This window comes from Candidatus Woesearchaeota archaeon, from assembly GCA_016188115.1.
In the GTDB taxonomy this organism is placed as follows: Archaea; Nanobdellota; Nanobdellia; order Woesearchaeales; family GW2011-AR9; genus JACPIK01.
This window is the reverse complement of the sequence record JACPIK010000002.1, coordinates 715,065-740,273: the sequence shown is the minus strand read 5'-3', so window position 1 is coordinate 740,273 and position 25,209 is coordinate 715,065. Positions and strand designations below refer to the sequence as shown.

Annotated in this window: 30 protein-coding genes and 2 tRNA genes; 15 read left to right on the top strand and 17 right to left on the bottom strand. The window is 38.1% G+C overall.

What is annotated here, in order from left to right; translation table 11 throughout:
* Positions 1 to 128: 128 nt before the first annotated feature.
* Positions 129 to 242 (bottom strand) — tRNA-Val (locus tag HYV86_04020).
* 120 nt (positions 243 to 362) lie between these two features.
* Between HYV86_04020 and HYV86_04015 the strand changes: the two genes are divergently transcribed.
* Positions 363 to 1,841, top strand: a complete 1,479-nt coding sequence (locus HYV86_04015) for an AMP phosphorylase (GenBank protein ID MBI2572997.1) — start codon at positions 363 to 365, stop codon at positions 1,839 to 1,841.
* Positions 1,842 to 2,324 (top strand): DUF1003 domain-containing protein, encoded by a 483-nt coding sequence (locus tag HYV86_04010; GenBank protein ID MBI2572996.1) that lies wholly within the window; start codon positions 1,842 to 1,844, stop codon positions 2,322 to 2,324.
* Positions 2,325 to 2,345: 21 nt separating this feature from the next.
* Here HYV86_04010 and HYV86_04005 read toward each other — a convergent pair whose 3' ends face one another.
* The gene (locus HYV86_04005) at positions 2,346 to 3,314 is read right to left on the bottom strand and encodes an Lrp/AsnC family transcriptional regulator (GenBank protein MBI2572995.1); all 969 of its coding nucleotides are present in this window, start codon (positions 3,312 to 3,314) and stop codon (positions 2,346 to 2,348) included.
* A 100-nt stretch (positions 3,315 to 3,414) separates the two neighbouring features.
* Between HYV86_04005 and HYV86_04000 the strand changes: the two genes are divergently transcribed.
* The gene (locus HYV86_04000; protein MBI2572994.1) at positions 3,415 to 4,158 is read left to right on the top strand and encodes a hypothetical protein; all 744 of its coding nucleotides are present in this window, start codon (positions 3,415 to 3,417) and stop codon (positions 4,156 to 4,158) included.
* Here the strand turns inward: HYV86_04000 and dut are convergent, their stop codons facing one another.
* From dut to HYV86_03985, 3 genes are read right to left on the bottom strand one after another with little or no spacing between them, the layout of a single operon-like run.
* Complete coding sequence (gene dut / locus HYV86_03995) at positions 4,159 to 4,578, bottom strand: dUTP diphosphatase (GenBank protein ID MBI2572993.1); 420 nt, start codon at positions 4,576 to 4,578, stop codon at positions 4,159 to 4,161.
* A 45-nt stretch (positions 4,579 to 4,623) separates the two neighbouring features.
* Complete coding sequence (locus tag HYV86_03990) at positions 4,624 to 5,355, bottom strand: tRNA (adenine-N1)-methyltransferase (GenBank protein ID MBI2572992.1); 732 nt, start codon at positions 5,353 to 5,355, stop codon at positions 4,624 to 4,626.
* Between the two features lie 39 nt (positions 5,356 to 5,394).
* Positions 5,395 to 5,847, bottom strand: a complete 453-nt coding sequence (locus tag HYV86_03985) for an Lrp/AsnC family transcriptional regulator (protein MBI2572991.1) — start codon at positions 5,845 to 5,847, stop codon at positions 5,395 to 5,397.
* Positions 5,848 to 5,981: 134 nt separating this feature from the next.
* On the opposite strand from HYV86_03985, the gene HYV86_03980 reads away from it, so the two are divergent.
* A complete protein-coding gene (locus HYV86_03980) occupies positions 5,982 to 6,650 on the top strand; it encodes a hypothetical protein (GenBank protein ID MBI2572990.1) in 669 nt (222 codons plus the stop codon).
* Positions 6,651 to 6,683: 33 nt separating this feature from the next.
* On the top strand, positions 6,684 to 7,322 hold the full coding sequence (locus HYV86_03975; GenBank protein MBI2572989.1) for a hypothetical protein: 639 nt from the start codon (positions 6,684 to 6,686) through the stop codon (positions 7,320 to 7,322).
* A gap of 13 nt (positions 7,323 to 7,335) precedes the next feature.
* On the opposite strand, the gene HYV86_03970 is transcribed toward HYV86_03975, so the two are convergent.
* From HYV86_03970 to HYV86_03955, 4 genes are all read right to left on the bottom strand, one after another.
* Entirely contained in the window at positions 7,336 to 8,367 is a 1,032-nt protein-coding gene (locus tag HYV86_03970) for a hypothetical protein (protein MBI2572988.1), read from the bottom strand.
* A gap of 37 nt (positions 8,368 to 8,404) precedes the next feature.
* Entirely contained in the window at positions 8,405 to 9,949 is a 1,545-nt protein-coding gene (locus HYV86_03965) for a hypothetical protein (protein MBI2572987.1), read from the bottom strand.
* Positions 9,950 to 10,136: 187 nt separating this feature from the next.
* Positions 10,137 to 10,682: a hypothetical protein gene (locus HYV86_03960; GenBank protein ID MBI2572986.1), complete on the bottom strand. Its 546-nt coding sequence runs from the start codon at positions 10,680 to 10,682 to the stop codon at positions 10,137 to 10,139.
* Between the two features lie 226 nt (positions 10,683 to 10,908).
* Positions 10,909 to 11,052, bottom strand: a complete 144-nt coding sequence (locus HYV86_03955) for a hypothetical protein (protein MBI2572985.1) — start codon at positions 11,050 to 11,052, stop codon at positions 10,909 to 10,911.
* Positions 11,053 to 11,186: 134 nt separating this feature from the next.
* Between HYV86_03955 and HYV86_03950 the strand changes: the two genes are divergently transcribed.
* From HYV86_03950 to HYV86_03940, 3 genes are all read left to right on the top strand, one after another.
* Positions 11,187 to 12,110 (top strand): transcription initiation factor IIB, encoded by a 924-nt coding sequence (locus HYV86_03950; protein MBI2572984.1) that lies wholly within the window; start codon positions 11,187 to 11,189, stop codon positions 12,108 to 12,110.
* Between the two features lie 78 nt (positions 12,111 to 12,188).
* Positions 12,189 to 12,653: a hypothetical protein gene (locus HYV86_03945; GenBank protein ID MBI2572983.1), complete on the top strand. Its 465-nt coding sequence runs from the start codon at positions 12,189 to 12,191 to the stop codon at positions 12,651 to 12,653.
* Positions 12,654 to 12,697: 44 nt separating this feature from the next.
* Positions 12,698 to 13,747, top strand: coding sequence for an HIT domain-containing protein (locus HYV86_03940; protein MBI2572982.1), 1,050 nt, complete (start codon positions 12,698 to 12,700; stop codon positions 13,745 to 13,747).
* A 17-nt stretch (positions 13,748 to 13,764) separates the two neighbouring features.
* Here HYV86_03940 and cyaB read toward each other — a convergent pair whose 3' ends face one another.
* The 4 genes from cyaB to HYV86_03920 form a co-directional block, all read right to left on the bottom strand.
* Positions 13,765 to 14,286 (bottom strand): class IV adenylate cyclase, encoded by a 522-nt coding sequence (cyaB, locus tag HYV86_03935; protein MBI2572981.1) that lies wholly within the window; start codon positions 14,284 to 14,286, stop codon positions 13,765 to 13,767.
* A 70-nt stretch (positions 14,287 to 14,356) separates the two neighbouring features.
* A complete protein-coding gene (locus HYV86_03930) occupies positions 14,357 to 14,731 on the bottom strand; it encodes a hypothetical protein (GenBank protein ID MBI2572980.1) in 375 nt (124 codons plus the stop codon).
* Between the two features lie 9 nt (positions 14,732 to 14,740).
* Complete coding sequence (locus HYV86_03925) at positions 14,741 to 15,139, bottom strand: RidA family protein (protein ID MBI2572979.1); 399 nt, start codon at positions 15,137 to 15,139, stop codon at positions 14,741 to 14,743.
* Positions 15,140 to 15,156: 17 nt separating this feature from the next.
* On the bottom strand, positions 15,157 to 16,764 hold the full coding sequence (locus tag HYV86_03920) for a cyclase family protein (GenBank protein MBI2572978.1): 1,608 nt from the start codon (positions 16,762 to 16,764) through the stop codon (positions 15,157 to 15,159).
* Between the two features lie 100 nt (positions 16,765 to 16,864).
* Here HYV86_03920 and HYV86_03915 point away from each other — a divergent pair, with 100 nt between their 5' ends.
* Complete coding sequence (locus HYV86_03915; GenBank protein MBI2572977.1) at positions 16,865 to 17,275, top strand: hypothetical protein; 411 nt, start codon at positions 16,865 to 16,867, stop codon at positions 17,273 to 17,275.
* 50 nt (positions 17,276 to 17,325) lie between these two features.
* Here HYV86_03915 and HYV86_03910 read toward each other — a convergent pair whose 3' ends face one another.
* Entirely contained in the window at positions 17,326 to 18,735 is a 1,410-nt protein-coding gene (locus HYV86_03910; protein ID MBI2572976.1) for an adenosylhomocysteinase, read from the bottom strand.
* Positions 18,736 to 18,895: 160 nt separating this feature from the next.
* Positions 18,896 to 19,918 carry a hypothetical protein gene (locus HYV86_03905; GenBank protein ID MBI2572975.1) on the bottom strand — a complete coding sequence of 341 codons (1,023 nt, stop codon included), beginning with the start codon at positions 19,916 to 19,918 and terminating at the stop codon, positions 18,896 to 18,898.
* Positions 19,919 to 20,006: 88 nt separating this feature from the next.
* Between HYV86_03905 and gatD the strand changes: the two genes are divergently transcribed.
* From gatD to HYV86_03885, 4 genes are all read left to right on the top strand, one after another.
* Entirely contained in the window at positions 20,007 to 21,287 is a 1,281-nt protein-coding gene (gene gatD / locus HYV86_03900; protein ID MBI2572974.1) for a Glu-tRNA(Gln) amidotransferase subunit GatD, read from the top strand.
* A gap of 107 nt (positions 21,288 to 21,394) precedes the next feature.
* Positions 21,395 to 21,694 (top strand): hypothetical protein, encoded by a 300-nt coding sequence (locus HYV86_03895; GenBank protein MBI2572973.1) that lies wholly within the window; start codon positions 21,395 to 21,397, stop codon positions 21,692 to 21,694.
* Complete coding sequence (locus HYV86_03890) at positions 21,691 to 22,365, top strand: VIT1/CCC1 transporter family protein (GenBank protein MBI2572972.1); 675 nt, start codon at positions 21,691 to 21,693, stop codon at positions 22,363 to 22,365. The genes HYV86_03895 and HYV86_03890 overlap by 4 nt, the downstream gene beginning before the upstream one ends.
* Positions 22,366 to 22,431: 66 nt before the next feature.
* Positions 22,432 to 22,983 carry a DNA-3-methyladenine glycosylase gene (locus tag HYV86_03885; protein ID MBI2572971.1) on the top strand — a complete coding sequence of 184 codons (552 nt, stop codon included), beginning with the start codon at positions 22,432 to 22,434 and terminating at the stop codon, positions 22,981 to 22,983.
* On the opposite strand, the gene HYV86_03880 is transcribed toward HYV86_03885, so the two are convergent.
* Both HYV86_03880 and HYV86_03875 read right to left on the bottom strand, forming a co-directional pair.
* Positions 22,984 to 23,544: a hypothetical protein gene (locus HYV86_03880; GenBank protein ID MBI2572970.1), complete on the bottom strand. Its 561-nt coding sequence runs from the start codon at positions 23,542 to 23,544 to the stop codon at positions 22,984 to 22,986. It abuts the gene before it with no gap.
* A tRNA-Leu gene (locus HYV86_03875) sits at positions 23,509 to 23,595 on the bottom strand. The genes HYV86_03880 and HYV86_03875 overlap by 36 nt, the downstream gene beginning before the upstream one ends.
* 190 nt (positions 23,596 to 23,785) lie before the next feature.
* Between HYV86_03875 and HYV86_03870 the strand changes: the two genes are divergently transcribed.
* Together HYV86_03870 and HYV86_03865 are read left to right on the top strand one after the other, a co-directional pair.
* Positions 23,786 to 24,193 (top strand): hypothetical protein, encoded by a 408-nt coding sequence (locus tag HYV86_03870; protein ID MBI2572969.1) that lies wholly within the window; start codon positions 23,786 to 23,788, stop codon positions 24,191 to 24,193.
* Positions 24,194 to 24,232: 39 nt separating this feature from the next.
* Positions 24,233 to 25,045 (top strand): PAC2 family protein, encoded by an 813-nt coding sequence (locus HYV86_03865; protein MBI2572968.1) that lies wholly within the window; start codon positions 24,233 to 24,235, stop codon positions 25,043 to 25,045.
* Positions 25,046 to 25,209 lie beyond the last annotated feature (164 nt).

The window sequence follows — 25,209 nt, the reverse complement described above, 5'->3', positions numbered from 1 at the left end:
AAGTAGGGGTATGAATGGGCCTGCCTAGAAATGTAATCTTCTATTTGAACTGGGTCGAGTCACTTCGCTTTGCTCGTTCGTGACCCGTTTTTGCATCCGGGAATCGTTGTTGAATAAAGAAGTATGAATGGGCCCGCCCGGATTTGAACCGGGGACTAACGCCTTTCAGAGGATTTCTCCTTGTAAGGGCGCTGTCATCTGTGGCGGAATTGATTTTTCCGTAACCGCTAGACCACGGGCCCACTATGTCGTTGTCAGACTAATGGTTCTTTAAAAAGGTTTTGTATTCTTTGGCATTTAATCTTATCACAATCTATATAAACCATAAAATGATTCTTTCCTACTAAAAGAGGGATTAGATTATGTATTTTAAAGTTAAGGATATGGATATTGCTACAGGTAATGTTTTGGTTGCTATTCTTAATCAGAAAGATGCGCAACGCCTTGATCTTCATATCGGTGATAGGATTACGATCAAAGATCATCCTAAAGAAATCACTTGTATTCTTGATATTGCACAGCATGATAAAGTTGTTCCAGAAGGATCAATTGGTCTCTTTGAAGAAGTGCTGGCGTTACTTCATGTAAAACATGGGCAAAAAGTTCGTGTTCGATATGCAGGAAAACCTGAGTCTTTGGCTCACATTAGAGAAAAATTATTTGGCGCAAAGTTAGGGTATAAAGAGTTATATTCCATTATTGATGATATTACGAATGACCGATTAAGTGACATTGAAAAAACGTATTTTGTTTCTGCTGGATTTGTACATGGGTGGGATATTCATGAAGTTGTTGATATGACTAAAGCAATGGTAGATACGGGGGAGAAACTTAAGTTTGGATCTCTTACATTAGATAAACATTGTATCGGTGGTCTTCCTGGTAATCGTACTACAATGATTGTGATTCCTATTATTGCAGCAGCGGGATATACTATTCCTAAAACAAGTTCACGCGCAATCACGTCACCTGCCGGTACTGCTGATACGATGGAGTGTTTGGCACAAGTTGTTCTCTCGGAGAAAAAGATTCGAGAGGTTGTTAAAAAGACGGGCGCTTGTATTGTTCATGGTGGTTCAATGAACCTTGCTCCTGCTGATGATAAAATTATCATGGTGGAACATCCTCTTTCGATTGATGCGGAAGGTCAAATGCTTGCGTCGGTGATGGCGAAGAAATATTCTGTTGGCGCAACGCATGTTTTGATTGATATCCCTATGGGAAAAACTGCGAAAGTCAAATCACATAAAGAAGCACTTCATCTTAAGAAAATGTTTACTTTAGTAGGAAAGCATTTGGGGATGAAAGTGCGTGTTGAAATTACCGATGGTTCGCAGCCTATCGGGTTTGGTGTTGGTCCTCTTCTGGAAGCAAATGATGTTATGGCGGTGTTACGCAATGATCCTAAAGCTCCTCAAGATCTTAAGAAGAAAGCTATTGCGATGTCAGCTCATCTTATTGAAATGGTGTGTAATTGTCCTTATGCTCATGCTCATGCTCGCGCGAAAGAAATTTTGGAGTCAGGAAAAGCGTTTACGAAGATGCAAGATATTATTCGTGCACAAGGTAAACAAAAACAGTTTTGTTTAGGAAAATATACCTATGTTGTTACTGTTCCAAAATCGGGAACTATTCGTGAAATTGATAACGAAATTATTGCAAAGATTGCTCGTGTTGCGGGTGCTCCATTAGATAAAGGGGCTGGTGTTTTTTTACATGCTGCCGTGGGCGCAAAAGTTGCTAAAGGCACTGCTTTGTATACTATTTATGCTGAAAGCGAGATTCATTTAGGCTTGGCAAAAGATATCCTTACTCATTCTATTGGCTATAAGGTGGTCTAGGTGGGGAAGAAGAAACAATCTTCTGTTCTTTTTGAGACCGAAGAAGATATTATCCAAGTTTTTGAACATGAAATTCATAAAGTTGAGACGACACTGGAAAGAATTGATCAGCTCTACAAGAAAGATTTGAAAAAATTAGATAAATTTTCTGATAAGATTGCGGAAGTAGGTGGCAGTTGGAGATTCATTACGACATTTCTAGTTGTGTTGGTTTTATGGATTGTTACTAATGGGATTTTACTAAGTGTGCCTTTTGATCCATTTCCTTTCATTTTATTGAATCTTGGATTATCAATGGTTGCAGCGTTACAGGCACCTGTTATCTTGATGAGTCAAAATCGCGCAGCGAAACGCGATCAAGCTCGCGCTGAATTAGATTTAGAAAAAGATGTGCGTGACTTGCGTATTGATCAGAAACAGCTGGAGATTTTGATACATTTGAAGAAAGAAGTGGCTGAGTTGAAGAAGAAAGTAGGGAAGTAGATTTCTACACAACATTCATCTCTACTCTTCAAAAATCATCTTCTTAGCAGGAAAGACATAATCCTCACTCATGATAGCTGTCTCTACTTTGATGATGCTGGGGAACTCTCTTGTTAAATCGTTGATGATCTTAAGATATTCATGGTAACTTTTACACATGCTTTCTAATTCGATGTCCCATGAGCTGATTGTTTTAACAAAGTGTATAATTGGATGTTGCTTTCGACAATATTCTAGGAACTTTTTTTCATCTTGCTTAGTGAGGTTTTGAAAGTAACAGAACGTCTTGTAAAATTCATATCCTAATTTGTTGTAATTGATACGAGCACCATATCGTGCGATAATCTTCTTCTCTTCTAACTTGTGCATACGATGTCGTACTATGTCAATAGTTGATTGTGTTTGCTGCGCAAGTTGAGTCAGGGAGATCCGTCCGTTGGCAAAAAGTGCTCGAAGGATTTTCCTTTCAACTGCATCTAAAGTGTAGAATGTCTTAGGTTGGGTGAACATAGTTTTCCATACAGATTCGGAAGGTGTAAGAAAAGTTTTATTCTTGAATCCAATTTCAACAATTGATGCTATCTGGCTTGCGGTGATCAGTTCTTTGAATTGACTAAATAATTCATTCTTGAGCTCGAAGAATTCTTGATTTGAGGTGACAAAATAGGTAAGTCCTGCATTCCAAGCACCGTCAGCAAGACCTAACCAAAAGAGGCGTTTATCTTGGGTGACATATTTTACAAATTCCTCACGTAGTTTTGGTTTGTTGGCAAGAGTTAGATATAATTTTGCGCTGTGGTAGCCTAATTGTACTGTGTCAATCCAGATAGTGTGTCCTTCGATAACACCTTTTTGCTCAAGAGTTTTGATACGGTATCTGACAGATTCTTTAGAACGGTGGATCTTTTTAGCTAATGTCGTTTCTGCCTGTCGAGCATTGTGGTCTAATTCTACGAGCAGTTTTGCATCAGTATTGTCAATTTTGTACATAATTTAGTAAATCTCTGTTATTTATTATTAACTTTTCCATTAAATTACTAAAAATCTACTAGAAGTTTAATATATAATTTATCACTTCGAAGTGATATTCATGTCAAAAGCAATCATTCCCACGTTAGATGAACTTGAGTTAAAGCTTCAAACATTTGTTACTGGCTGGAAAGGTCCAACTGCAATTTTGGGTGGTCACTATCCATTAAACAGGGAGGGGGTAGCTGCTGTTGGTGACAACCAAGATGAAGGATTTGGCTTGTTCTCTGAATATACTTTTGATCTAGCACTACGTCTTGCAAAGCGCGGAATAGCTTATGATAAGAACGTAGGGATTGCTGTTGTGGTGGATGACCATTCGCTTCAAATAAATCCTCGTTGGTATCAGAAAGATGATGGTGATGTTGATTCTACTATGGTTCCTGTGGTGGAGTTAATGAGAGGACATATTAAGGGTGGTCTTGTTCCTTTATCTTATCGTTTCTCTTTGTTGGCGGAAGCTTTAGATGGAAGAATTCTCATAGCTTCACGCTTGAGTTTGACCGCACTCTGGCCGGAGAGTGAATATCGACGTAAAGCGATATTGCGAGATGGGCAAGATTTAGGTTGCAGTGCTGATTATCGAGAAGTGGTGAGTGAATTGTGTGGACAAGGATATCGTAATCTTATTGCATTGATTCCTTTACGATGTGAACGTGCAACCTGCTCGGGAATTGATTTTGCACTTCAAAGAGAAGCAAAAGGCATGAGGGTCGTTCAGGCATATTTAGATTCTCGTTCAACAAATACTACTCCTGAAAGTCTTGTTCCTGAAGGTGGAATTCCTGCCTATAAATGGGGATAATTATCCCGTGCTGCCAAAGCCTTTGTCACCACGGCTGGTGTCGGGAAGATCGTTTGTTTCTTGGATAGTGCACTGTTGATATTGTTGAATGAGCATTTGGGCAATCTTCATTCCTTTTGTGATAACGAGGGGTTCGGTTCCGGTGTTATACATAATAATTTTAATTTCTCCTCGATAGGATGCGTCAATTACTCCTCCTAAGAGTTTTATTCCATTTTTGACTGCGAGTCCGGAGCGATCCCAGAGTAATCCAACATAGCCAAAAGGAATCGCCATGGCAATGCCGGTGGCAACAGCGTGGCGTTCGTTAGGTAAGATTGTGACATGTTCGTTGGAAAAGAAATCTAATCCTGCGTCACCTGCGTGTGCATATTGTGGCAAGATGGCGTCAGGTGAGAGCTTTTTGATGGGAAGATGCATGCTAAGAAAACAAATAAAGTGGTATTTAAGAATTTAGATAGTATTCTATATCTTCCTACAGAACACCAAGAACCCAGTATGTCCCAACATCTCAAATTCTGGACGGACAATATTCTCTTCGACGCGCCATTGGCGTTCCATTAATTCGACAACCTCAAGTAAGGAAATGCCACTTTTGGGAATGGTGTCAACGAATGTTTTGACTTGAAGAATATTGGGTAAATAGATAACGAGAAATCCTCCCATGACTAATGCTTTTTCTGCATGTTCTAATACTTTCCACGGTTCGGGGAGATCAAGAGTTATGAGGTCTACGTCTGTTTCAACAATTCCGTTGTTGATGTTTTCTTTTTTGAGGACAATATTGTTAAATCCCACCATTTGGATGTTTCTTTCAACGATGGCTGCATGTTCACCATTGGTTTCGTATGTAGTAATATGTTTGCAAATGTTCGCAAGAGAGAGGCATAATGAACCTGTGCCTGCTCCAGCGTCAACAACGATTGAATCTTTGTTGATGCCAGTTTTGGCGATAATAAGACCAATATCTTTTTGCACCATGATCTGCGGTCCACGTTTGAGATTTTCCCAAAGGTCAACAAAAGAAGGTTTGATAATGGAGAATACTTTACCAGTGCTTGCACGGATTCTACCGTCTTGTTTTAGATCGCGTTTATTGAGCATACCTTGCGGGGTGATAAAATCATCTGTGATGGTTTTAAGAAGATATTTTTTGTTCGTGGTGAGTTCCACTGCGACTTTTTCAATGTTTTTCATACTTTTCCCTCTTGTAGTATTATTTTTTAATTAGTTTTGTTAATTATTATTCCATTCTTTGAGTACCATCATGGTCTCGGTTTCTGCGATGCACTCTTTTGATCGTACTTTGTTGATAAGGAAATCGTTAAGGTCATCGATGGAGGTGCACGCCAGCTCGATAACGAAATCGTATCTGCCCATCAACCGCTTGATATTTAAGACTCTTTCGTCTTTGGCAATTTTTTCTTCAATATCACCTACTCGTTTTTCTGTACTGCGTTCAGTGCGGGTATCAACTTTAACAAAGATGACTGCTTTTTGGGTTTTGCCGAGTTGTTTATGGTTAAGTTTGATGGTAAATTTCTCAATGATATTGGCTTCTTGTAACTTGCGAATACGGTTGAGTACTGTGGTTTGTGGAATCTGTATTTTCTTGGTAATCTGGTGAGTGGAGAGAGAGGAATCTTGTTTGAGTATTTCAATAATCTTTAAGTCAGTTTCATCAATCATTATGGTTCAAATGAGTCATTATGTATATAAACATATTGTTTTTTGATTCAAACAAGTGGTATTTTAGTGGTCAAATTAATATGTGGTAGTGAGCTGGAAAGAATAGGTTTGATGGGTGTAGATGGAGGAAAAACATGGAACCTGAAAAAATGAGTTTTGGCTATGGTCGTCTTTGCGGTTCAGCAGCGGGGGAAAAATCTGATTTTGTTGATGCAATACGTAGGGAACAACCTACGGCAGTTTTCGCTAAGAAATTATTAGGTCATATCTCTGATGATGAGATTTATACATTTGAATTTCTTGATGGAAAAAGAAGATATCATACCTGTAGCCTGGCAATCGATCCTTGGGCGAGTCCAGCTATTAATGGCGACATGATGCAACGATTCAAAGAAGAATTCGGCATGCCTCTTGTTGGAGGATATATTGACCGTCCGAAGGAAACACTTTATCGCTTTTTTGATACGGGGGAACATGGTTGGTGGCATGAAATACGTCAAGGTGAACATGCTGGTGGACAGTCAATTCTTCCTGCAACAACATATCAAGCGTGGAAAGATGAAGTTTCGCGACTCTCTGGCGAAATTGACGTAAAATACGCTATTGGCAAAAAACAAGAACATGGTGTTTTCGACATAGGCACAAGTACAGATCGTGTTGTGTTGAAATTTCAGTCACGTGATGTTGATCTTGAGAATATACTTGATTTTGTCTTAGATGATCTGGCAGGAAAATATCATTCGCGTGAAGATCTAAGTGATTCCGTTCGCTGGACAAAGAGAGTGGAGTTCTACGACAGGTAACAATTTTAAAGTAACTTCTTTTTTTCTTTTATTATGCCTTTTAACAACGACAAAAAAACCTTCCTTGCCAAGCTTGACAAAAGCAAGAAAGGAAGCATCGATGAGCGAGCAATCCCTTTTATTGAATCTGTTAATAAGCATCCTGATCTTTATACGACTTCCACTTGCTCTGGTCGCACGTATTTTTGGAGTGGATCTGGCAAGAAGAATGAAACCGAATGGATTAAAGTAAGTCATGATCCAATTGATTTGTCTTTTTTTGAACTATCTGCTACGCAAAAAAGCAGGGGTATGGTTTGGTTGCGTATGGAGACGTTTATTTTGCATGTTTGTTGTCGAGATATGGCTACAGCAAATCGTTTTGTAGAAGCGGCGCGAGCAATCTGCAAAAAAAGTTGTATTTTAACAGCTTCTAAGAAAATTATTATAGAAATTCGCGATAGTGCAGTTGTAGAGATGCCGTTTTATGACCGAGGAGAGTTGGTTTTTGCAGGTGATAAAGAGTGGCTCGTTTCGTATTGTAACGATAAATTGGAGAAGAGTTGGAAGCGGTTGGCGAAATTAAAAAAGATGGTAGAAGAGTTGCCGGCTCAAGAGATGGGAATATTCGAACAAACTACTGTTAAAACCAAAATTAAAAAGGGAGAAAAGGAAGTAATTTATAAAAAATAAATTAAGTGAGTTCTTAGCGTTTTCTTTTTGCTAGCATTACCGTTACTGCAAGTATTAATGCAATAAAGCCTAATACTAAGAGTATTCCTAACATGGCTACATAGGTGTCGCTTTCACGAAATGAAGCACGAAGAACATTAGGTTGCACTGCAGGGGTTGTCGAGGTTGATGCTGGTTTAGTTTGCACTGTTTGTTGGTTCACAAAGCGTTGCAACTGTTGAGCGTAATCCTGCGAGTTAGATATGGTATATTGGGATCTCTCTGGAGTGGTTGTGGTTGCTGATTGTGCACAATCTTGAATTTTGAGAGTAACTTCTTGTGTGTCAGCAAGCTTATTTTCATCTCTAAATACTTGGACCACGAGGATATAGGTTCCTGCTTTGGCATTTTCGAAATTTAACAAAAATGTTTCTTCAACATCGTTGTTGTTTTCTGTAAATTCATCAATATCAATCTCATCTTCATGCGCTTCAAGGTTGAGCTGGCTGTTAGAAACACGAATGACTACGTCATCTTCATCACTTTTACCTTGGTTTTCAACAGTTACTTCAAGTCGAGCAGTGCGAGAACACTGAAGTGTTGATGGGGCAAGAACTGCACGATCAATAATTAACTGGTGGTTTTCTAAATCAAGGCCAACGGTTATATTTTCAACAGTACTGTATTCAACTCCATTATTGTCTTCGCCTTCTACTAGAACTTCAACTTCAAATGAGTCTTTATCAAGATCTTCTCCTGAAAGATCGATATCTACTGTGAATTTTTCGTCATCACCGCTGCGGATGTCTTCTTCATCACTATTCTCATCAATATCTTCACTATCTACATCAAGTATTGTAACGGTGACTTGGACATCTTCAATGCTGATATTAGCATTATTTTGTACCGTAATCTCAAATTCGTTATTTTCTTCAATTTCTAGATCCCCATCGGTATTGCCATTAACTTCTATCTTTTCAATTTGAAGTTGGGCAAGAGCTGAAATAGAAACTAAAGAAAGAAAGATAAAAAAAACAACGCTTGTCAGGATTGAGTTTTTGTTCATAGTATTTTACCTGTTTTTTGATTTTCGTTTGCTCTGTTTATCGGCGTAGCAACAGTACGAAAAACACGACAATTAAGGTAATGATCAATACTACTGCAATCACAATTCCTGCGATGAACAAATCTTCAACGGTGTACGGGTCTTCAAGAGTACGAGGTACTTGGTATGAAGGATTTGCGTTTGGTTGTGTTACTGGTTGTTGTGCTTGGGTAGGAGGAAGGGTACTTGTTGTTACAACTGTTCCACTCCGATTTTGAGTTGTTTGATTTTGTGGGGTGGAAGGAGCAACTTCTGGTTCCTCTTCTTCTTGTGTTTCCTGACCATCGCATTCTTCAACTTTTAATTCTACTTGTTTTTGATCAGATAATTCTCCTGTGCGAACATAGGCAGTGAGATCAATTTTGTATTCTCCTGCTTTAAGATTGCTAGGAATATTGTACGTGAAAGTTTTTTCGAAGGTGCTATCTCCTCCATCAAATTCTTCAAGTTCAATGTTTTTTTCTTCTTGATCAATTTTTAGGCTGTCAGATTTTATCTTAAGGGATGCAAAATTTTGTTTTTTTGATCCAAAGTTTTCTAGTTCTGTGCTTAGGCTAAAACTAGGATTACAGCTACTTACTGTGGTAGGTTGAAGTTGAGCTTGTTGGATACGAATATCATCTTTTTCACGGATAGTGTCAAGATCGATTTCTCGTTCAAGAAGATATTTTGCTCCGTTGCTATCTTCTGCTTCAATTTTAATGTTAAGAGTATACACATCTTCGTCTGCTTCAGGATCTACGTCGAATTCGAATTCGTAGGTTTTTTTCTCGTCAGCGGTAATATCTTCAAGATTGTCAAATTCTTCATCAAATTCATCAGTGTATAAGCCGCTGTCATCAGACTCGATGGTGATTTGGATGTCTTCTAGATCTCCATCATTGTAATCTTTGTTAAAGAGATTTTCAATTTTGAAAGTAAGTTGAACGGTTGTTCCAATTTTTACTTTTTCTTCAAGATCATATGTGGTTGGGGTGCCTTTAGCTTCACAAAAGGTTCCTTCATCACATGCATCTTCACTTTGACTGTCATCTTCATCGGTTTTGTATTCGATTTTGAGTTCATCAAGGCGAAACATGCTTTTCGTATCTTGGATTAATTCAACTTGGTCTAGAACATTATTATTTTGTTTTACTTGGATAGTTCCAATTTTAATTTTACCAGCGTCTTGTTCATGAGGGGCACTCACAGTAAGATCTAGAGTTTGAGTTTGACCTGCTGGAACTAAAACTTGCGCAGCAGATGTTCTAAAAGAGTAGTCAGCAGGTAAACCGGTAACAGTTACTTGCACAGTTTCATCTTGCGCGTTGGTGTTATTGATACGAAGAGTAATTGTTTTGTTGATAGTTTCATCATTCTCATCGTCAAATTGAGAATAGTCAATCTCAGCGGTGATGTTGTTGAGAGCAACGTCGTTGGCGTCAACAATACTTACGTCTGCAAGAGCACTTACAGCAGTAAATAACAATAGAAATGATAATAGTAATACAAATTTGTTTGTTGCGATTTTAACCCCTCCCCACCATCTTGTTTTTATTCTCAAGTAGTTACTTTCTTTAAAAATCTATCGGTGGGTGTGTTTGATTCTTTGGATAATTCCTCATGGGCAAAGTAAACTGATCCTGATAATAGTAGGCAACTTGTTAATTGCAATATAGATAATGGGGTAATTGGTGATGGATTTTTTAGAAGCTAAAAATAAAAATTACAAAAAAGAAAATTAAAAAAGTCTATTTGTGACCCATGTAAAAGAATTTCTCAATGGATACATCAGTATCTTTAAAGTTGCCCGAGCGAGGATGGCTACCTGGTGCTGCTGCACCACCTTGAGAACCGGAGCTAGGCATAGGTGGAACATGCATTGATGCTGGTGCTTGAATAGGTACTGATCCTGCAGGTTGATTTGATACTACTGTTGCTGCGGTAGGAAGGCGTTGGTAATTTAACTTGATTTTAAGTCCTTCTACTTCACGTTCCATAGCATCCATCTTTTCTTGAAACTCTCTGATTTTTTGCACTAAGAATTTGCTATTTTGTTCAAGAATATCTTTAACACGATCTTGGCTAAGGTCGATTTGGGAGCTTGCGTCACGACGTGGTTGTGCTACTTCTTGCACTGCACTTAATGTGGAACGCATTTCACGGTAATCGCCTGCGTGTTGACTTTTGAATACTTCTTCTGCTTGCATTACTGCGTTTTCTCTATCGCTTGCTAGTCCCTTTTTCATAAGTTCAAGAGCAAGAGCATTTATTTTCTGAATTCTTTCTACATCCATTATATTCACCCCTTTTTTTGTCAATATTTCTCTACCTTCTTTATTGACAATTGGCTGCGGAGAACGACCTTTTTGTGTGTGGTTCTACGAGTTTTTGGTAGGTGTTTGTGGATAGTTCTTTCTTATTAATGTTTTCTATTCCAGAAGAGTTAGATTGTTTTTTAGAGGGGATAAAAACTTATAAAGTAAAAACTAGATTCTAGTCTATGTTAAAATAGACCCTTTTTTATCCACAGACAAGGGGTATTTTGAAGGGTAACACACCATTTGTCCCTAATGCTACAAGAACAAGTGCAATGATTAATCCTACAAAGAGCCCTCCCATGAAATATTTAAACTCAATAATCCCTAATTGGCCTCTTTTTTGCATGTTAAAATGATTCTTAGCACTTTTATAAATCTTTCTGTGAGCTTTATTTTCGAAAGATTTATAAATGACTTTTGAAGATCATATATAAATTTAGCGTTCTAGCAGGTTATTTTGGCTAGGGAAGGATAAGCTGTATGATTCGTAAATCCATCAAAGAATGTCCTGAATGTGCCAGTAAAAACATCCATCGTGATGTTGAACGTGGTGAAACCATCTGCCGTGATTGCGGTCTTGTTCTTGAAGATCGTATGGTTGATTTTAGTCAGGAATGGCGTGATTTTGATGATGATAGCGGTGGAAGCCGACGACGTACAGGGGCTCCTAGTTCCGAGACTCAATTTGATCAAGGTTTAGGAACAGAAGTAGGTTCTTCATCTGATCTTTACAAATTAGGTTCTGAAAAAGAACGAGATCGTTTTTTCCGTTTGCGTAAATGGAATATTCGTATTAGCACGGCAATTGAACGTAACTTGAAAGTTGCTTTGGCTGAGCTGAAGAGGGTGAGTTCATTTTTACGTCTTCCTCGTTCTGTTGAAGAAGAAGCAGCGCGAATTTATCGCCGCGCAGTTCAGAAAGGGTTAGTTCGCGGTCGTTCTATGGAATCGGTCATTGCTGGAGCATTGTATGCTGCGTGTCGACGTCATGAAATTCCTCGTACTCTTGATGAGATGGGTGAAGCGTCTGGTATTGAGAAGAAAGAAATTGGGCGAACGTATCGTTTTGTTACTCGTGAACTAGAGATTAATATCAAACCAAGCAATCCTGCGGATTATATCCCTCGGTTTGCGTCTGCGTTGAAGCTTTCGGCTGAAACACAATCCCATGCTGTTGAGATTCTGGAAATGGCGCGTGATATTGAGTTAACCTCTGGTCGAGGTCCAACGGGTATTGCTGCTGCTGCATTATATGTCGCTTCTTTAATTCATGGTGAGAAACGAACTCAACGTGAAGTTGCTGATGTTGCTGGTGTTACTGAAGTAACCATTCGTAATCGATACAAAGAATTGATTAAGAAATTGAAGCTCGGCAAGAATGTTGAGAAGGTTAAGAAGAAATAAATTTGGATTTATCATTTTTGTCTCTTTCCAGTAGTAATACTCAAAAGCTTTTTAAAGAAAAGCTATTTTCTCTGATTTATGGATTATCTTCCTCCTGCAAGACGTGGACCTCATTTTGAAGCAGCTCACAATAGGTGGATTGCTCAAGCGCAAGCGAGTGGTAATCCTGAAACAATGTATGATTTCGCTGGTTTTATGGAACGACCAGCTCCACTTCAAGTCGGTCGTCCTAAGATGGGTGCAGATTATCAAGCTGATTTAGATGGACGAGTTGCTGCGGCTAGCGAACCAGTAGCTCCTACGCAAACAGATAAAGAATATTTGCCACCATTACCGGCAGAGATTAATTTAAATATAGATTTTTTTCGTTTTCCTAATTTTAATAGCGTTCTATATCCATCATTTTCTTATTTCAGACCTCAAAAGTCCAAACTTCCTAGAATTAGTGATTTGTTACTCCCAAAAATTTTAGAAGATTATTCTTATGATATTTCCTCTAAAGATTTTCAAAAATATATAGTACCAGCCGATACTCCTGCATAAACATCATAAAATTCTTAAGTGAATTCTGATTTATTAATCTTACAATGCAACTAACACCAGAGCAAAAGAAACAACTCGATGAACAAAAGAAACAGTGTGTATTCTGTAAATTAATATCTGGTGAGATGAAGGCAAAGACTGTTTTTGAGGATTCTAAAACTATTGCCATGCTTGATATTTATCCTGCTCTTAAAGGTCATACTCTCTTCATGCCTAAAGAGCATTATCCTATTGCGCCTTACATGTCTCCAGAAGAATCTGCATATCTGTATGGGTTACTGCCGCAGATGACCAAAGCCGTTATGGGTGGCATTATTTCTACGGGCTGTAACATTTTTATTGCGAATGGTGGCGTTGCTGGTCAACAGGCACCACATTTTTTGATTCACATCTTACCTCGTGAGGAGAAAGATGGTTTCTTCAATTTCTTTTTTGACAAACGCAAAGCAGTCATGAAAGATGATAAAAAGCAACTGTTTGTACAAAATTTTCCTGCAATGATGGGAGCTCACTTTAAACGCAGTCCGGCGAGCTGGCATACTGGATCTGGCGGACGATCTGATAAATTAAAAGATGTTGCAACAAAGAATACGTTGCTCTATGAAGATGAAAAAGTTTTAGTGATTGTTCCTGCCAAAGGTGTTGTCGAAGGACATATAGAAATTTATTCTAAAGAAGAAACAAAAGATTTCAGTAAGTTAAATGGGGAGAGTGGGGCGCATCTGTTTACTGTCGCTTCCATGGCAGCATCTGCTCTTTTTGAAGGTCTAGGTGCGCAAGGAACAAACATTGTGATTAAATCTGGTAACAGCGATGACAATCCTGGAAGTGGATTGGTTGCGCATGTGTTAGCTCGTTTTGCTGATGATTCATTGAAAGATATGCATTGGCAACCAAAACCAGCAACGTATAATTTGGATTCTATTCAATCTAAGATCAAAGATAAGACGTGGAATATTAAAGCAGAGAAAGTGAAAGAAGTTGCTGTGGTGAAACCTGCTGTTAGTGTTCCTGCTGTCGTCGCTGCTGAGCCAAAGACATTGGCACCTCATCAAGATGAGATTAAGAAAGCGATTGAAAGAATGTATAAGTAGATTTTAGATAAATAGATTTATTTCTTCGATATAAATTTCTCTGGCAATATTTCTACAATAGTTCCTTTCTTACCAAAATTAATATCTATATCTAACCTTTTACAAATCTCTCTCATTGCTTTTTTGGTTTGTGTTTCAATTTCAAGATAGGTTGGAATATTTTCTACGGTATCAAGTTCGAATTTAATGTTGCCTAACTCATAATGTATCCGATGTTTGCGAAAAGCTTTTTCTTTTTGAAAACCTATTTCTTCAAGAATTGTAATCATGTTGTTATAATTATTCACTTTAACTTCCAATTCTTCTCGAGAGCCCATATCCGATTTGCTCGCCGGTTCTTTGTAGGTAAGAGTAATTTCATCTCCTGCTTTTCGTACACGTAAATACTTTTGATGAGAATCGCTGCTATGGAAACCTTCTTTTACAAAAGAATGAGATTCAATCTGCTGGTCGTACACCAACTTTGCCCCAATATTTTGTAGTTTTCTTTTTATTTGGGGGATGTTGATATCTAGAAATTTTAACTCTACTTCAATCATGGATTCATAATGCTTCTACTTCTTATAAAATTTTCCAGAATTTAAAATTTTAATCATCTTGCCGTATCTCTTAATCCTTAGAGACATATCTTACAAATTCTTCTGGGTTCATAACCTTTGAAACTAATGCTTTTACTCCTAATTCTCTGATCTCTTCTGAGCTAATTATTTCTTTTCTTTTAGCGTAGGCATACGCAATTTCAATAGTAACTGAATATCCTACATAACCCTCTTTTGCATAAACATAGAGAACATCGACTTGATCAATTTCAGGAAAGTGTTTTAATGTTAATTTTTTCTTGAGTTCTTCGTTTTTCTCTGCTCTTTCATCTTGGAAATCAAAATCAGGGTAGAAACCTTTTACGTGCAGGGTGTCAAGTGTATGTTTTATCTCTTTTACTGAATCATAATACTTGCGTGAACTAGCGATAAAAACTGATTTCATGGTGCTCCTCTATTTTTTCTTAATCGCAACTACTTCGATCTCAATATCGCAACCAACTTTTACGGTTTTGCTGATTTCTACTAATGTACTTACTGGCTTAGAATTTGCAAAGTACTTATTTCTAATGGCTGAAATCTCTTTAAATTTGGAAATATCAGTAACATAAATCACGGCTTTGACAACATGTTCTAATGATGCTCCTGCTTCGTGAAGAATTTTTTCAATATTTTGAAATACGAATTCCGTTTGCTTGATTATGTTATCTGGCGCGACTGCGTTTCCATCTTTATCCATGGCGATTTGTCCTGTAACAAAGATCATTTGAGAATCGCCTACATCCACACTAATTCCATGAGAATAGGAACCCATTGTAGGTGTGAATTCTTTTGGGCAGAGATATTTTTTCATTTTGTTCTTACTTTTTTTTAATTTATCTGCATTTCTTCTATCTGCTTTTTGAGATTTAATACGTCGATTCGATCTAGTCTGACTCCTTTCTGTTCGACGATCTTTGCAGCCATGAGTGATCCTAATGCGGCGGCTTTTTGTAATGGCCAGTTATGACAGTAGCCGTACAAGAATCCTGCGGCATAGGTGTCGCCAGCACCGGTTGTGTCAACTGGTTTTGCGGTAAATGCAGGGGCCATGATTATTTCCCCGTCATGAGCAATTAATGAGCCTTCAGCACCAAGTTTGACAATTGCAGTTTTACAATGTCTTGCTAACTCAGTGAGAGCATGAACATCGTCTTTTCCCGTAAATTCTTTTGCTTCTTGTTGGTTTGCAAAAATAATATCTACTTTATCTTTAAGAAGTGTCATGAGAAATTCTTTGTTACGACGAATTAATCCTGGGTCTGCTAGATCTAATGAGACAAGAGTGCCATGTTTTTTTGCGTATTGGATCGCATGAAGAACGACTTCTCGTGTTTTTCCTTCTAATTGATATGCTTCAAGCTGTAAGATTTTACTTTTGGCGATGTCTTCTTCAATGACGTCTTCTTTGCCTAATTCGATTGCTGCTCCTAAATGAACCGAGAAAGTGCGTTGAGCATCAGGAGTAATAAATGCGATGGCGTGTCCGGTTACGGCGTTGTGTTTGGTGAAATTACGAAGTACTTTGTGATTTCTCATCTGTTCAATATAATAATCACCATGTTTATCGTTTCCTACTTTTCCACAACAAATAACATTTCCTCCCAACAGACCAATTCCGCGCAAGGTATTGGCAACAGAACCTCCTGGGCATTGTTCAATGGTTACTTTTTGTTGTTCAATTTTATGCAGTATTGATTTTGCTTTATCATGATCTACAAGATGCATTTCTCCTTTGCGTAAATCCATTTCAATGAGTTTTTGATCATCAATTTCAATGAGTAGATCCATGAGCAGGCTACCCATTCCAATTACATCGTTTGTTTTGTTCATCTTTTTCTCCTCTTCTATCTCTCTTACAATTACTCGACAAGGCGCGCCATCTGCGTTTGATATGTTGAGTGGCGCAATGATGCACTCGCCGCGTTTACCAACGAGTGTCTCTAATTTGGTGAGATTTTCAACGATTAAAATATCTTTCTGAAAGAGAAATTTATGAACATAAAATGGGGCATTATCCGTTGTGTATGAATCTATGCCAACAATGCGGACTTTTCGTTCAACTAAACGCTGTGCTAATGGTAGGGAAATAATGGGATTTTTTTCAAAAAATTGTTTTGTTCCTATTTTTTTGATATGCCCCGTATAAAATAATACAATATCTCCTTCTTTTATTAAATGGAGATCTGGTTGATCTAGGGTGAGAACGATACATTCGCCAATAAATGTTTCAATAGGAAATTGATCTAATTTTTTGCCTTTAGCAATCATATGGAATGGCGCATCAATGTGAGTTCCAATATGACTGTTGAAGGTGATGCGTAATTCATTCCATCCTTCTTTTTCAATTGTGGCATAGTGTTCAATAACTGTTGCAGGATCACCTGGGAAAGGGGGAATGGAAGAATTGAACGGAAGCGTAAGGTCGTGGTATTTCATAGGTTAATATCATAATGGAAGAATTGGTTTATATGTATTTTCGTGATGTGTGAGAATAATCTTCTAAATACATAAAAATAGGCTCTGTTTTGAGGGAAAAATGTACCATTTACAATCTACTGAGGATAATGCTAAACCTAATCTAGAAACGTTAACTCATGCAAGCGGAACTAAAATCATGAACGCTGTTGCAGATGGTCATTTCTATCAATGTGGTTTTGTTATGCACACAAGATTAGAAGCAGAGGGTTGGGATCACACAGATCTTATTCAAGGAAGACTTTGTTCTGTTAGTTTTAGTGAAAACGAGAACGCGTTCTTTCTTGATTTTGAGGCACAACATACTGGTGAGGAGGCTCTTTATAGGGATATTCTTCGACTTCCATTACAGCGAAGTAGATTTTCAATTATTGCTCCACAGACTTCTAATTCTGGTTTGTATATCGTGTGTGGTAGTACCTATAAACTTCTTTTAGCAATGAACGTGAACGGTTCTTCAATCTTAAGATAATGTTAACAAAAAAGAAATGGAAAAAAATAAATTAAACTAAAAATATAATCCTAATACCGATAATGGTTTGGTTTATATGGTCCGCCTTTGGCAATATCTAAGTATGCTGCCTGTGAATCGGTTAGTTCATCAATCTCAACGCCTATTTTCTTTAAGTGTAGTCGAGCTACTTCTTCATCAAGAATTTTAGGCAGAACATACACGCCAATTTCATGTGGCTTCGTCCATAATTCAATTTGAGCAAGGGTTTGGTTAGTAAACGAGGTGCTCATAACAAATGATGGATGTCCCGTTGCGCAACCAAGGTTGACAAGTCGACCTTCAGCGAGAATGTAAATTTCTTTACCGTTGCTAAATGTGTATTTATCGTATTGTGGTTTGATATTAAGCCGTTTTGCGTCAGATTTTGCATTGAGCCAATGCATATCGATCTCATTATCAAAATGACCTATGTTACAGACAATGGCTTGATCTTTCATCATGGTAAAATGTCGATCAACGATGATGTCTTTATTGCCTGTGGTGGTGACAAAAATATCCCCTTCTTTTGCTGCAAGATCCATTTTTTTCACTTCATACCCTTCCATGGCTGCTTGAAGTGCATTGATAGGGTCAATTTCGGTAATTATGACGCGACAGCCGTACCCTTTGAGTGATTGGGCGCAGCCTTTACCAACATCTCCATACCCTGCAACAACAGCGACTTTTCCTGCGAGCATAACATCAGTTGCGCGTTTAATTCCATCAACTAATGATTCACGGCAACCATACAAGTTGTCGAATTTTGATTTAGTGACGGAGTCGTTAACATTAATTGCGGGGAAGAGTAATTTACCTTGATCGCGTAGTTGATAGAGACGATGTACTCCGGTAGTGGTTTCTTCCGAAACGCCTTTCACTTCTTTTGCGACATTAGTCCAGTGTGAAGGGTTTTTAACATAGAACGCTTTGAGGCATTTCATTAGTTCTTGGTAATCTTCGCCTTCGTGACTATAATCTTTGCTTAAAATGGTGTGATCTTTTTCAATTTCAACTCCTTTGAGAATCATCATGGTTGCGTCGCCACCATCATCTACAATTAAAGTTGGACCTTTTCCATTGCCAAAATCAAGCGCTTTTTCAGTGCACCACCAATATTCTTCAAGTGTTTCTCCTTTCCAAGCAAAGACCGGAATTCCTGCATGAGCAATTGCTGATGCTGCATGATCTTGAGTAGAGAAAATGTTACATGATGCCCAGCGTACTTGGGCGCCAAGATGAACTAATGTTTCGATAAGCACTGCTGTTTGAATGGTCATATGTAATGACCCTGTGATACGAGCGCCTTGGAGTGGCTTTTTGTGCCCATATTTTTCACGTAGTGCCATCAACCCAGGCATTTCTTTTTCGGCAATGGTAATTTCTTTACGTCCCCAATCTGCTAAGGACATGTCTTTTACTTTGTAATCTTGATGTTGCATATAAACCACCTATTTTTGATTTTGTTGTTCTTTCAAAGAAAGGGCTATTTAAAGATTTAGTATGAGCAGAGGTGGAAAAGGCAGAAAATGCAAAGATAGTAGAAACGGTGTTGTTTTGGGATTTGTTATAATTATTATTATTAAATTATTATTATTATTATTATTCTGCTCTTCGTAATGTTGCGCCAACCTGTCCTGCATAACGAGATCCCATGGTTTGTTCGCTTGGTTTAAGAAATGGTACGAGAACAAGTTCTGCTTGTTTACATCCTGCATGAAGATATACTCCTTCGAGTTGTGTGACATAGTTTTCAAATGTCATTTGTCGCAGATTATTTAATCCATAGGCATGATAAGGCGCATTGGGATGTGTAAGGAAGGGAACTAATGTGAAATGGTTGGGATCAGGATATTGAGTTATAGTCATTGCTGGTCGTAAATTGATTGTTGGTGTTACATAGGCAACACACTTATTAGACGTTGCAAATTTTTCACGTGATGAAGAGATAAAGAATGCTCCTTTTGGAAGATAATATCCTTCAGGGTGGTCACGTAGGTTAACGGTTTCAAAGTCTTGTGAATGGTCTTTATCGCGTGTATCAAGGATCTTTCCTTTCTTATAAACGTGAATAACATCATCCATGTGTAGTTTGAGTGCGTGCTGAAATGTTACGTCTCGCTTACTGAGTTGGCGATCGCCATTATATATTACAAAATCTCCACTATCCATGGCTGCTTTGATGTCTTCTGCAAGTAATTGTTCTAATTGAGTGTGAAAAAATATTTGTCCTATTGGTTCGTAAGGATAGATTCGTACATGGGTGCCAAATGTGTCCAAATTACATCTTGGGGTGAATTCACGATCTCCTCCAATTGTTAAATCTGTACTCGCCGGTCCTGGGTCTAAACGGGTTCCTAGGCGAGCATAACTGCTTCTAGTGGTTATTTCTCCAATAAATTCGCGTTTAAGAAGAATAGCTTGATCCAGAATTGTTCCATACACTTGGTCGGGTTGAAGAACGAATCCTTCTGGAGGGATAGTGATGGCTCCGTCTTGTTCGGTCCAGAGGGTGTCGGTTATTTGAACATCAATAGAATGGGCATTAACATGACGAGTGCCATTTACTCTGAGAAGTCCGAGATTTAACGCTTTGTTAATGAGTTCTGGGGGTAATAGGGACATATCTTATACTCTCGTAATGCACTCTCAAGAAACCACCTCTTGCTTTTTTAGGGCAACGTATATAAATTCTCCCCTGTTTTCATTCTTCATGGTTCAACCTGGCGATCATGTTCGTATCACTACCAAAACTTCAAAGGAAGAAGGTATTCTTATGCCTAGTCCAAAAGAAGGTGTTGTGCTGCTCAAACTTGTAAACGGATACAATATGGGTTTTGAACGGGTTGATATTGAGAGAATTGATCTTATTGTGAAAGGCGATGCACCACAGGCTTTGTCCCATGTTCCTCTAACATCTCGCGCTGATTTACCTACGATTGCTATTTTACATACTGGTGGAACGATTGCAAGTAAAGTTGATTATCGTACAGGTGGCGTTGCGACTAATTTTACTCCGCAGGATTTAGTTAGTTTATTTCCTGAATTAACAGATATTGCTAACATTGATTCTGAACTGATTGCGCAGATGTGGAGTGATGATCTACGTTTTCCTCATTTCAAGCTCATTGCGCAAAAAATTGAGGAGCATGTCAAAAAAGGTGTGAAAGGAATTATCATCGGAATGGGTACAGATAATCTGGCAGTTGGCGCTGCGGCTCTTTCGTTTATTGTTGAATCAACTCCTGTTCCTATTATCTTTGTTGGCGCACAGCGTTCTTCTGATCGTGGTAGTTCTGATGCGGGAATGAATCTTATTTGCGCAGCAGAGTTTATTGCAAAAACTGATTTTGGCGGTGTGGCGATTTGTATGCATGCACACGAAAATGACGATCAATGCGTAATCTTGCCTGCAACAAAAACGTATAAATTACATACTTCTCGACGTGATGCATTTAAATCGGTGAATGTAGGGGCATATGCTCATGTTGACTATGCAACACGAGAAGTGTGTTTCTTAACTCAAGAGTATCCGCGAGTTTCTTCCTCTCTTGTGATTAAACCGAATATGGAAGATAAAGTAGGGTTACTCAAGATTCATGTTCATATGTTTCCGGAACAATTTGAGTTTTTCAGAGGATACAAAGGTCTGGTTATAGAGGGGACCGGCTTAGGGCATACGCCTGGGCAATTGCCTAATGAATTATGTGCAATTCACAAAGAGATTTATCCAGCGTTAAAACGGGTTATCGAGAGTGGCTGTGTGGTGGTCATGACTTCACAATGTATCTATGGCGGGGTCAACATGAATGTGTATTCCAAAGGACGAGATTTACTCGAATTAGGTGTTATTTCTGGTGAAGATATGTTGGCTAATACGGCATTTGTGAAATTGGCATGGTTGCTGGCAAATTATTCTTCATCTGATGTGAAGAGGCTTATTGGTCAAAATTTGCGTGGCGAGATTTGTGAAAAGATTATTTATGAACCTTGATTGTATTTAGGAATGAATCATTTTTTACTGTTCATTACTGTTTTCTTTACTACCTGTTCTTTATCGCAACTTATTTAATCTTGAATTACTTTCTTTGATCTGGTGATATGATGGTTCGACTCAATTTTAGTCTCTTTTTTCGTTTATCTTTCCTATTGGTCGCAGTTCTTTTTATTGTTGGGTGTTCTGGAGCAAAGAGCAGTGTTCCTCCTGAAAAATATTGTTCTACTGATAGCGATTGTGTTGCTGCAACGTGTTGTCATGCAACGGATGCTGTGGGGTTAAATTATGCTCCAACTTGCGCAGCAGTGATGTGTTCTATGGATTGCCAAGAAAAAACACTTGATTGTGGACAAGGTGAAATCAAATGCATTGAGAATACTTGCAGTGTGGTGCTTTCTTCATGAAGAATAATCTCAAGGACATGATTCGTGATTTTGTTTTTGGTATGGAAGATGGGTTAGTTTCTAATTTGGGGTTAGTGTTAGGAGTTTATATTGGCAGTGGTGGTCGATATGGGATTATTCTTGCAGGGCTTTCGAGTATGCTTGCAGGCGCGTTTTCTATGGCGGCAGGAAGTTATCTCTCAGCTAAATCTCAACGAGAGGTTCAAGAACAAGAGATTAGTTCTGCAAAACGTGAAATTAAAAAAAATCCTTCACAACATCTTCAAGAAATGGCACGAATTTTGAAAGCGGAAAAATTTGATAATAATGAAATTCATGCAATTTTATATCACTTTCAACATAATAATCATACTTTTGCAACAAATTATATTCAAAAAAAAGTGGGACTCTCGCAACAGCGTTTTGATCATCCTTTACGTAATGCAGTGGTGATGTTTTTCTCGTTTTTAACAGGATCGCTGTTTCCGATTATTCCATTTACATTCTTAGGACTTGATCTTGCTGCGGTTGTTGCGGTATTTCTTACTATTAGTGCTTTGTTTGCAGTGGGGTTGGCAAAATCTCATTTCACTCGTCGCAATCCTTGGAAATCTGGGCTGGAGATAACGCTTGTCGGGTTAGCAGCTGGTGTGATTGGATATGGTGTGGGTTTGGTTTTAAGCCAGATTTGAGTTTTGTTGCTGATTTTAATTGGATGCGGTCGTTGCTTTTTTATAATTCGGAGGATTTGAGAGGTTATGAAATCTCTTCCTGTTTCGTTTTTTGCTCGTGATTCAGTGGTGGTTGCGCAAGAACTGATTGGTAAAATCATTGAGGTTGATGGTTGTCGGGTACGAATTGTTGAAACAGAGGCGTATAAACGAGATGGGGCGTCGCATGCGTTTACGAGAACGTCACGTAGCGCGTTAATGTATGATACCTATGGTCATGTGTATGTTTATTTTATTTATGGGATGTATTGGTGTTTGAATTTTACAACTGAGAAAGATGATGCGGGGGCAGTGTTGATTCGCGCGGCAGAACCACTCGTGGGATTGGAAGAGATGCGAAAGCGGCGTGGAAAGAGTAAAATTGTTGATTTATGTTCTGGTCCCGGAAAATTATGTTCAGCATTGGGAATTGATGGGGCATTTAATGGAACTAAGGCCGGAGTGAAGATAAAGCTGTTAGATGACGGATTAAGAAATTTTATGGTAGCTAAAGGGGCTCGCATTGGGATCACGCGAGATACACATTTGGAGTGGCGATTTTGGATGGAAGAGAATGGGTGTGTGAGTCGAACGAAATAGTTATTCATTCTCTTCTTTGAGAAGACTATAAATCCCACTTAATGTGAACACAGTTAGGAAAACTCCTAATAATATCTCAGTTATAACCAAATCTCTAAAATAACCGTGGGGAGTAATATCTCCATATCCTGTTGTTGATAATGTAACCGTAGAAAAATAAAATGCATCTTTAAAATTTAGATTTGTAATATTGCCTTCTTCTGAATAATTGGCATTGTCAGAATCTGAAATGTAATTGGTTGAGTTAGTGGGTAATTGTGAATAAGCACTGGAGAAAAAAATTAAAACAAATAAAAATAAACCTGAGATACCAAATAAGAATAGCCATTTTTTCTTGTTTTTTAGGAACCAATAATAATAAACTAATACACTTCCAAAACAAAAAATAACAAAAAAAAGAATGATTGGTAAAGAGACTGAATAAAAAATTGTTAATTCTGCTGCAAAATAAGCTAGTAATATGATGATCAAGAAGAATATACTAACTTTCCAGGGTATACCAAACTGTTCTTTTTTCATAAAAAATGGTGCGGAAGACAGGGTTCGAACCTGCGCAGGCACTAAGCCACTACCCCCTCAAGGTAGCTCGTTTGACCACTCCGACACATCCGCATGAATTTTTTATGCTATGTGGCGACTCAAAAATCAGAATGATTTTTTACTGCCGACACATCCATTGGCACTTTGAGGACTTGTTAAAAAATTGCGAGCTATTTATTAATGTTTATCTTTAATTTTAGAACTTTTGTAATGTCTCTTCTAGGTAGTAACATTTTTAAATAGTGTCTATTTTTCAATTTTTATGGTTTATGACTCCTCAAAATTAGAAGCTGCACGAACTCAATGGCAAAAATTATCAGAACCAGATGAAGCTATGGCTTTTATAGGGTCACTTTGGAGGATGCATGTTCAAGAGAAAGAATATGGAAGATGCTATGCACGCGCTTTAGGAGCAGCACTTCCGGCTACAGTACTTAGTGGAACTTCATTTGGTGTACTTAGAGATGGTGGAGATTATGAACTGTATTTGAGTGGTTTTGTTGGTTTGATGGTTGCAGGTTATGGTTTGCTAAAAGCAATACAATCCAGTGTCTATCAACAACGACAGGCACGAGAAGTTGATATGGCATTGGCAGAACTCTCAGATGGGGATGTTAAGATTGGTCGAGAAGATCTTGGTTTCCTGTGTGATATTTATTTAGAGAAGTAATCCAAATCTATATAAACTTGGTTTTTCTTCAGGATGTTTATGTCTACAAAATGGGAGATTGTGCAAGAAGTTAAAGTTCTCCCTAAATTATCTAATCCTGTTTTTATTGAAGGGTTACCCGGTATTGGTAATGTGGGTAAAATCACGGCTGATTTTTTTGTTGAGGAGTTAAAAGCTGTCAAATTGTATTCATTTTTCTCTCATAAATTTCCTCATTCTGTGTTTGTAAATGAAGATAATCTCATCGATGAACCTAAAATTGAACTCTATTACAAGAAATTCACACCTCAATCTGGTAAAAGAGATTTACTCATTTTAGTGGGGGATATCCAACCTATTGATGAAGAAGGTTGTTATACTTTTTGTGAAGAAATTTTGCGAATTGTACAGCAGTTTGGCGGTTCTCATGTTATTGCGTTAGGCGGAATTGGTTTGCAAGAAACTCCTAAAGAGCCCAAAGTCTTTTGCACGGCGAATGATCTGGCGTTGTTCAAAGAATATACTGCAAAAAAATTAGGTGTGGAAAAGTCTATTTTTAAGGTCGTTGGACCAATTATTGGCGTCTCTGGAGTTTTATTGGGTTTAGGCAAACGGCGAGGTGTAACTGCGGTTGCTCTTTTAGCAGAGACTCATCTTCATCCCATGTATGTGGGTGTTACGGGCGCGCGTGAATTGATTCGCGTTATTAACACTAAATATTCTTACAAAATTAATGTTACTAAACTTTCTCAAGATGTAGTGGCGTTGGAACAAGAGCTGCTTAAACGAACGCAGGAATGGACCTCTGAAATGTTGTCTGGTTCTGTTCCGGGTGCAAAACATATAGATGAAGATGTAACATACATAGGATAAGATATTTCGGATGATTTTGTGTAAGAGACTATTGTTTCTATACTCTTCTTGTGTCCCTTTTAATCATTTTTAGGAAAATTCTTAATGTTAAATGCACTTTCGTTAAATGCTGTTTTTTTTAATCGAACTGGGTAAATATATTTGTTGAAAATAGGTAAAGTTAT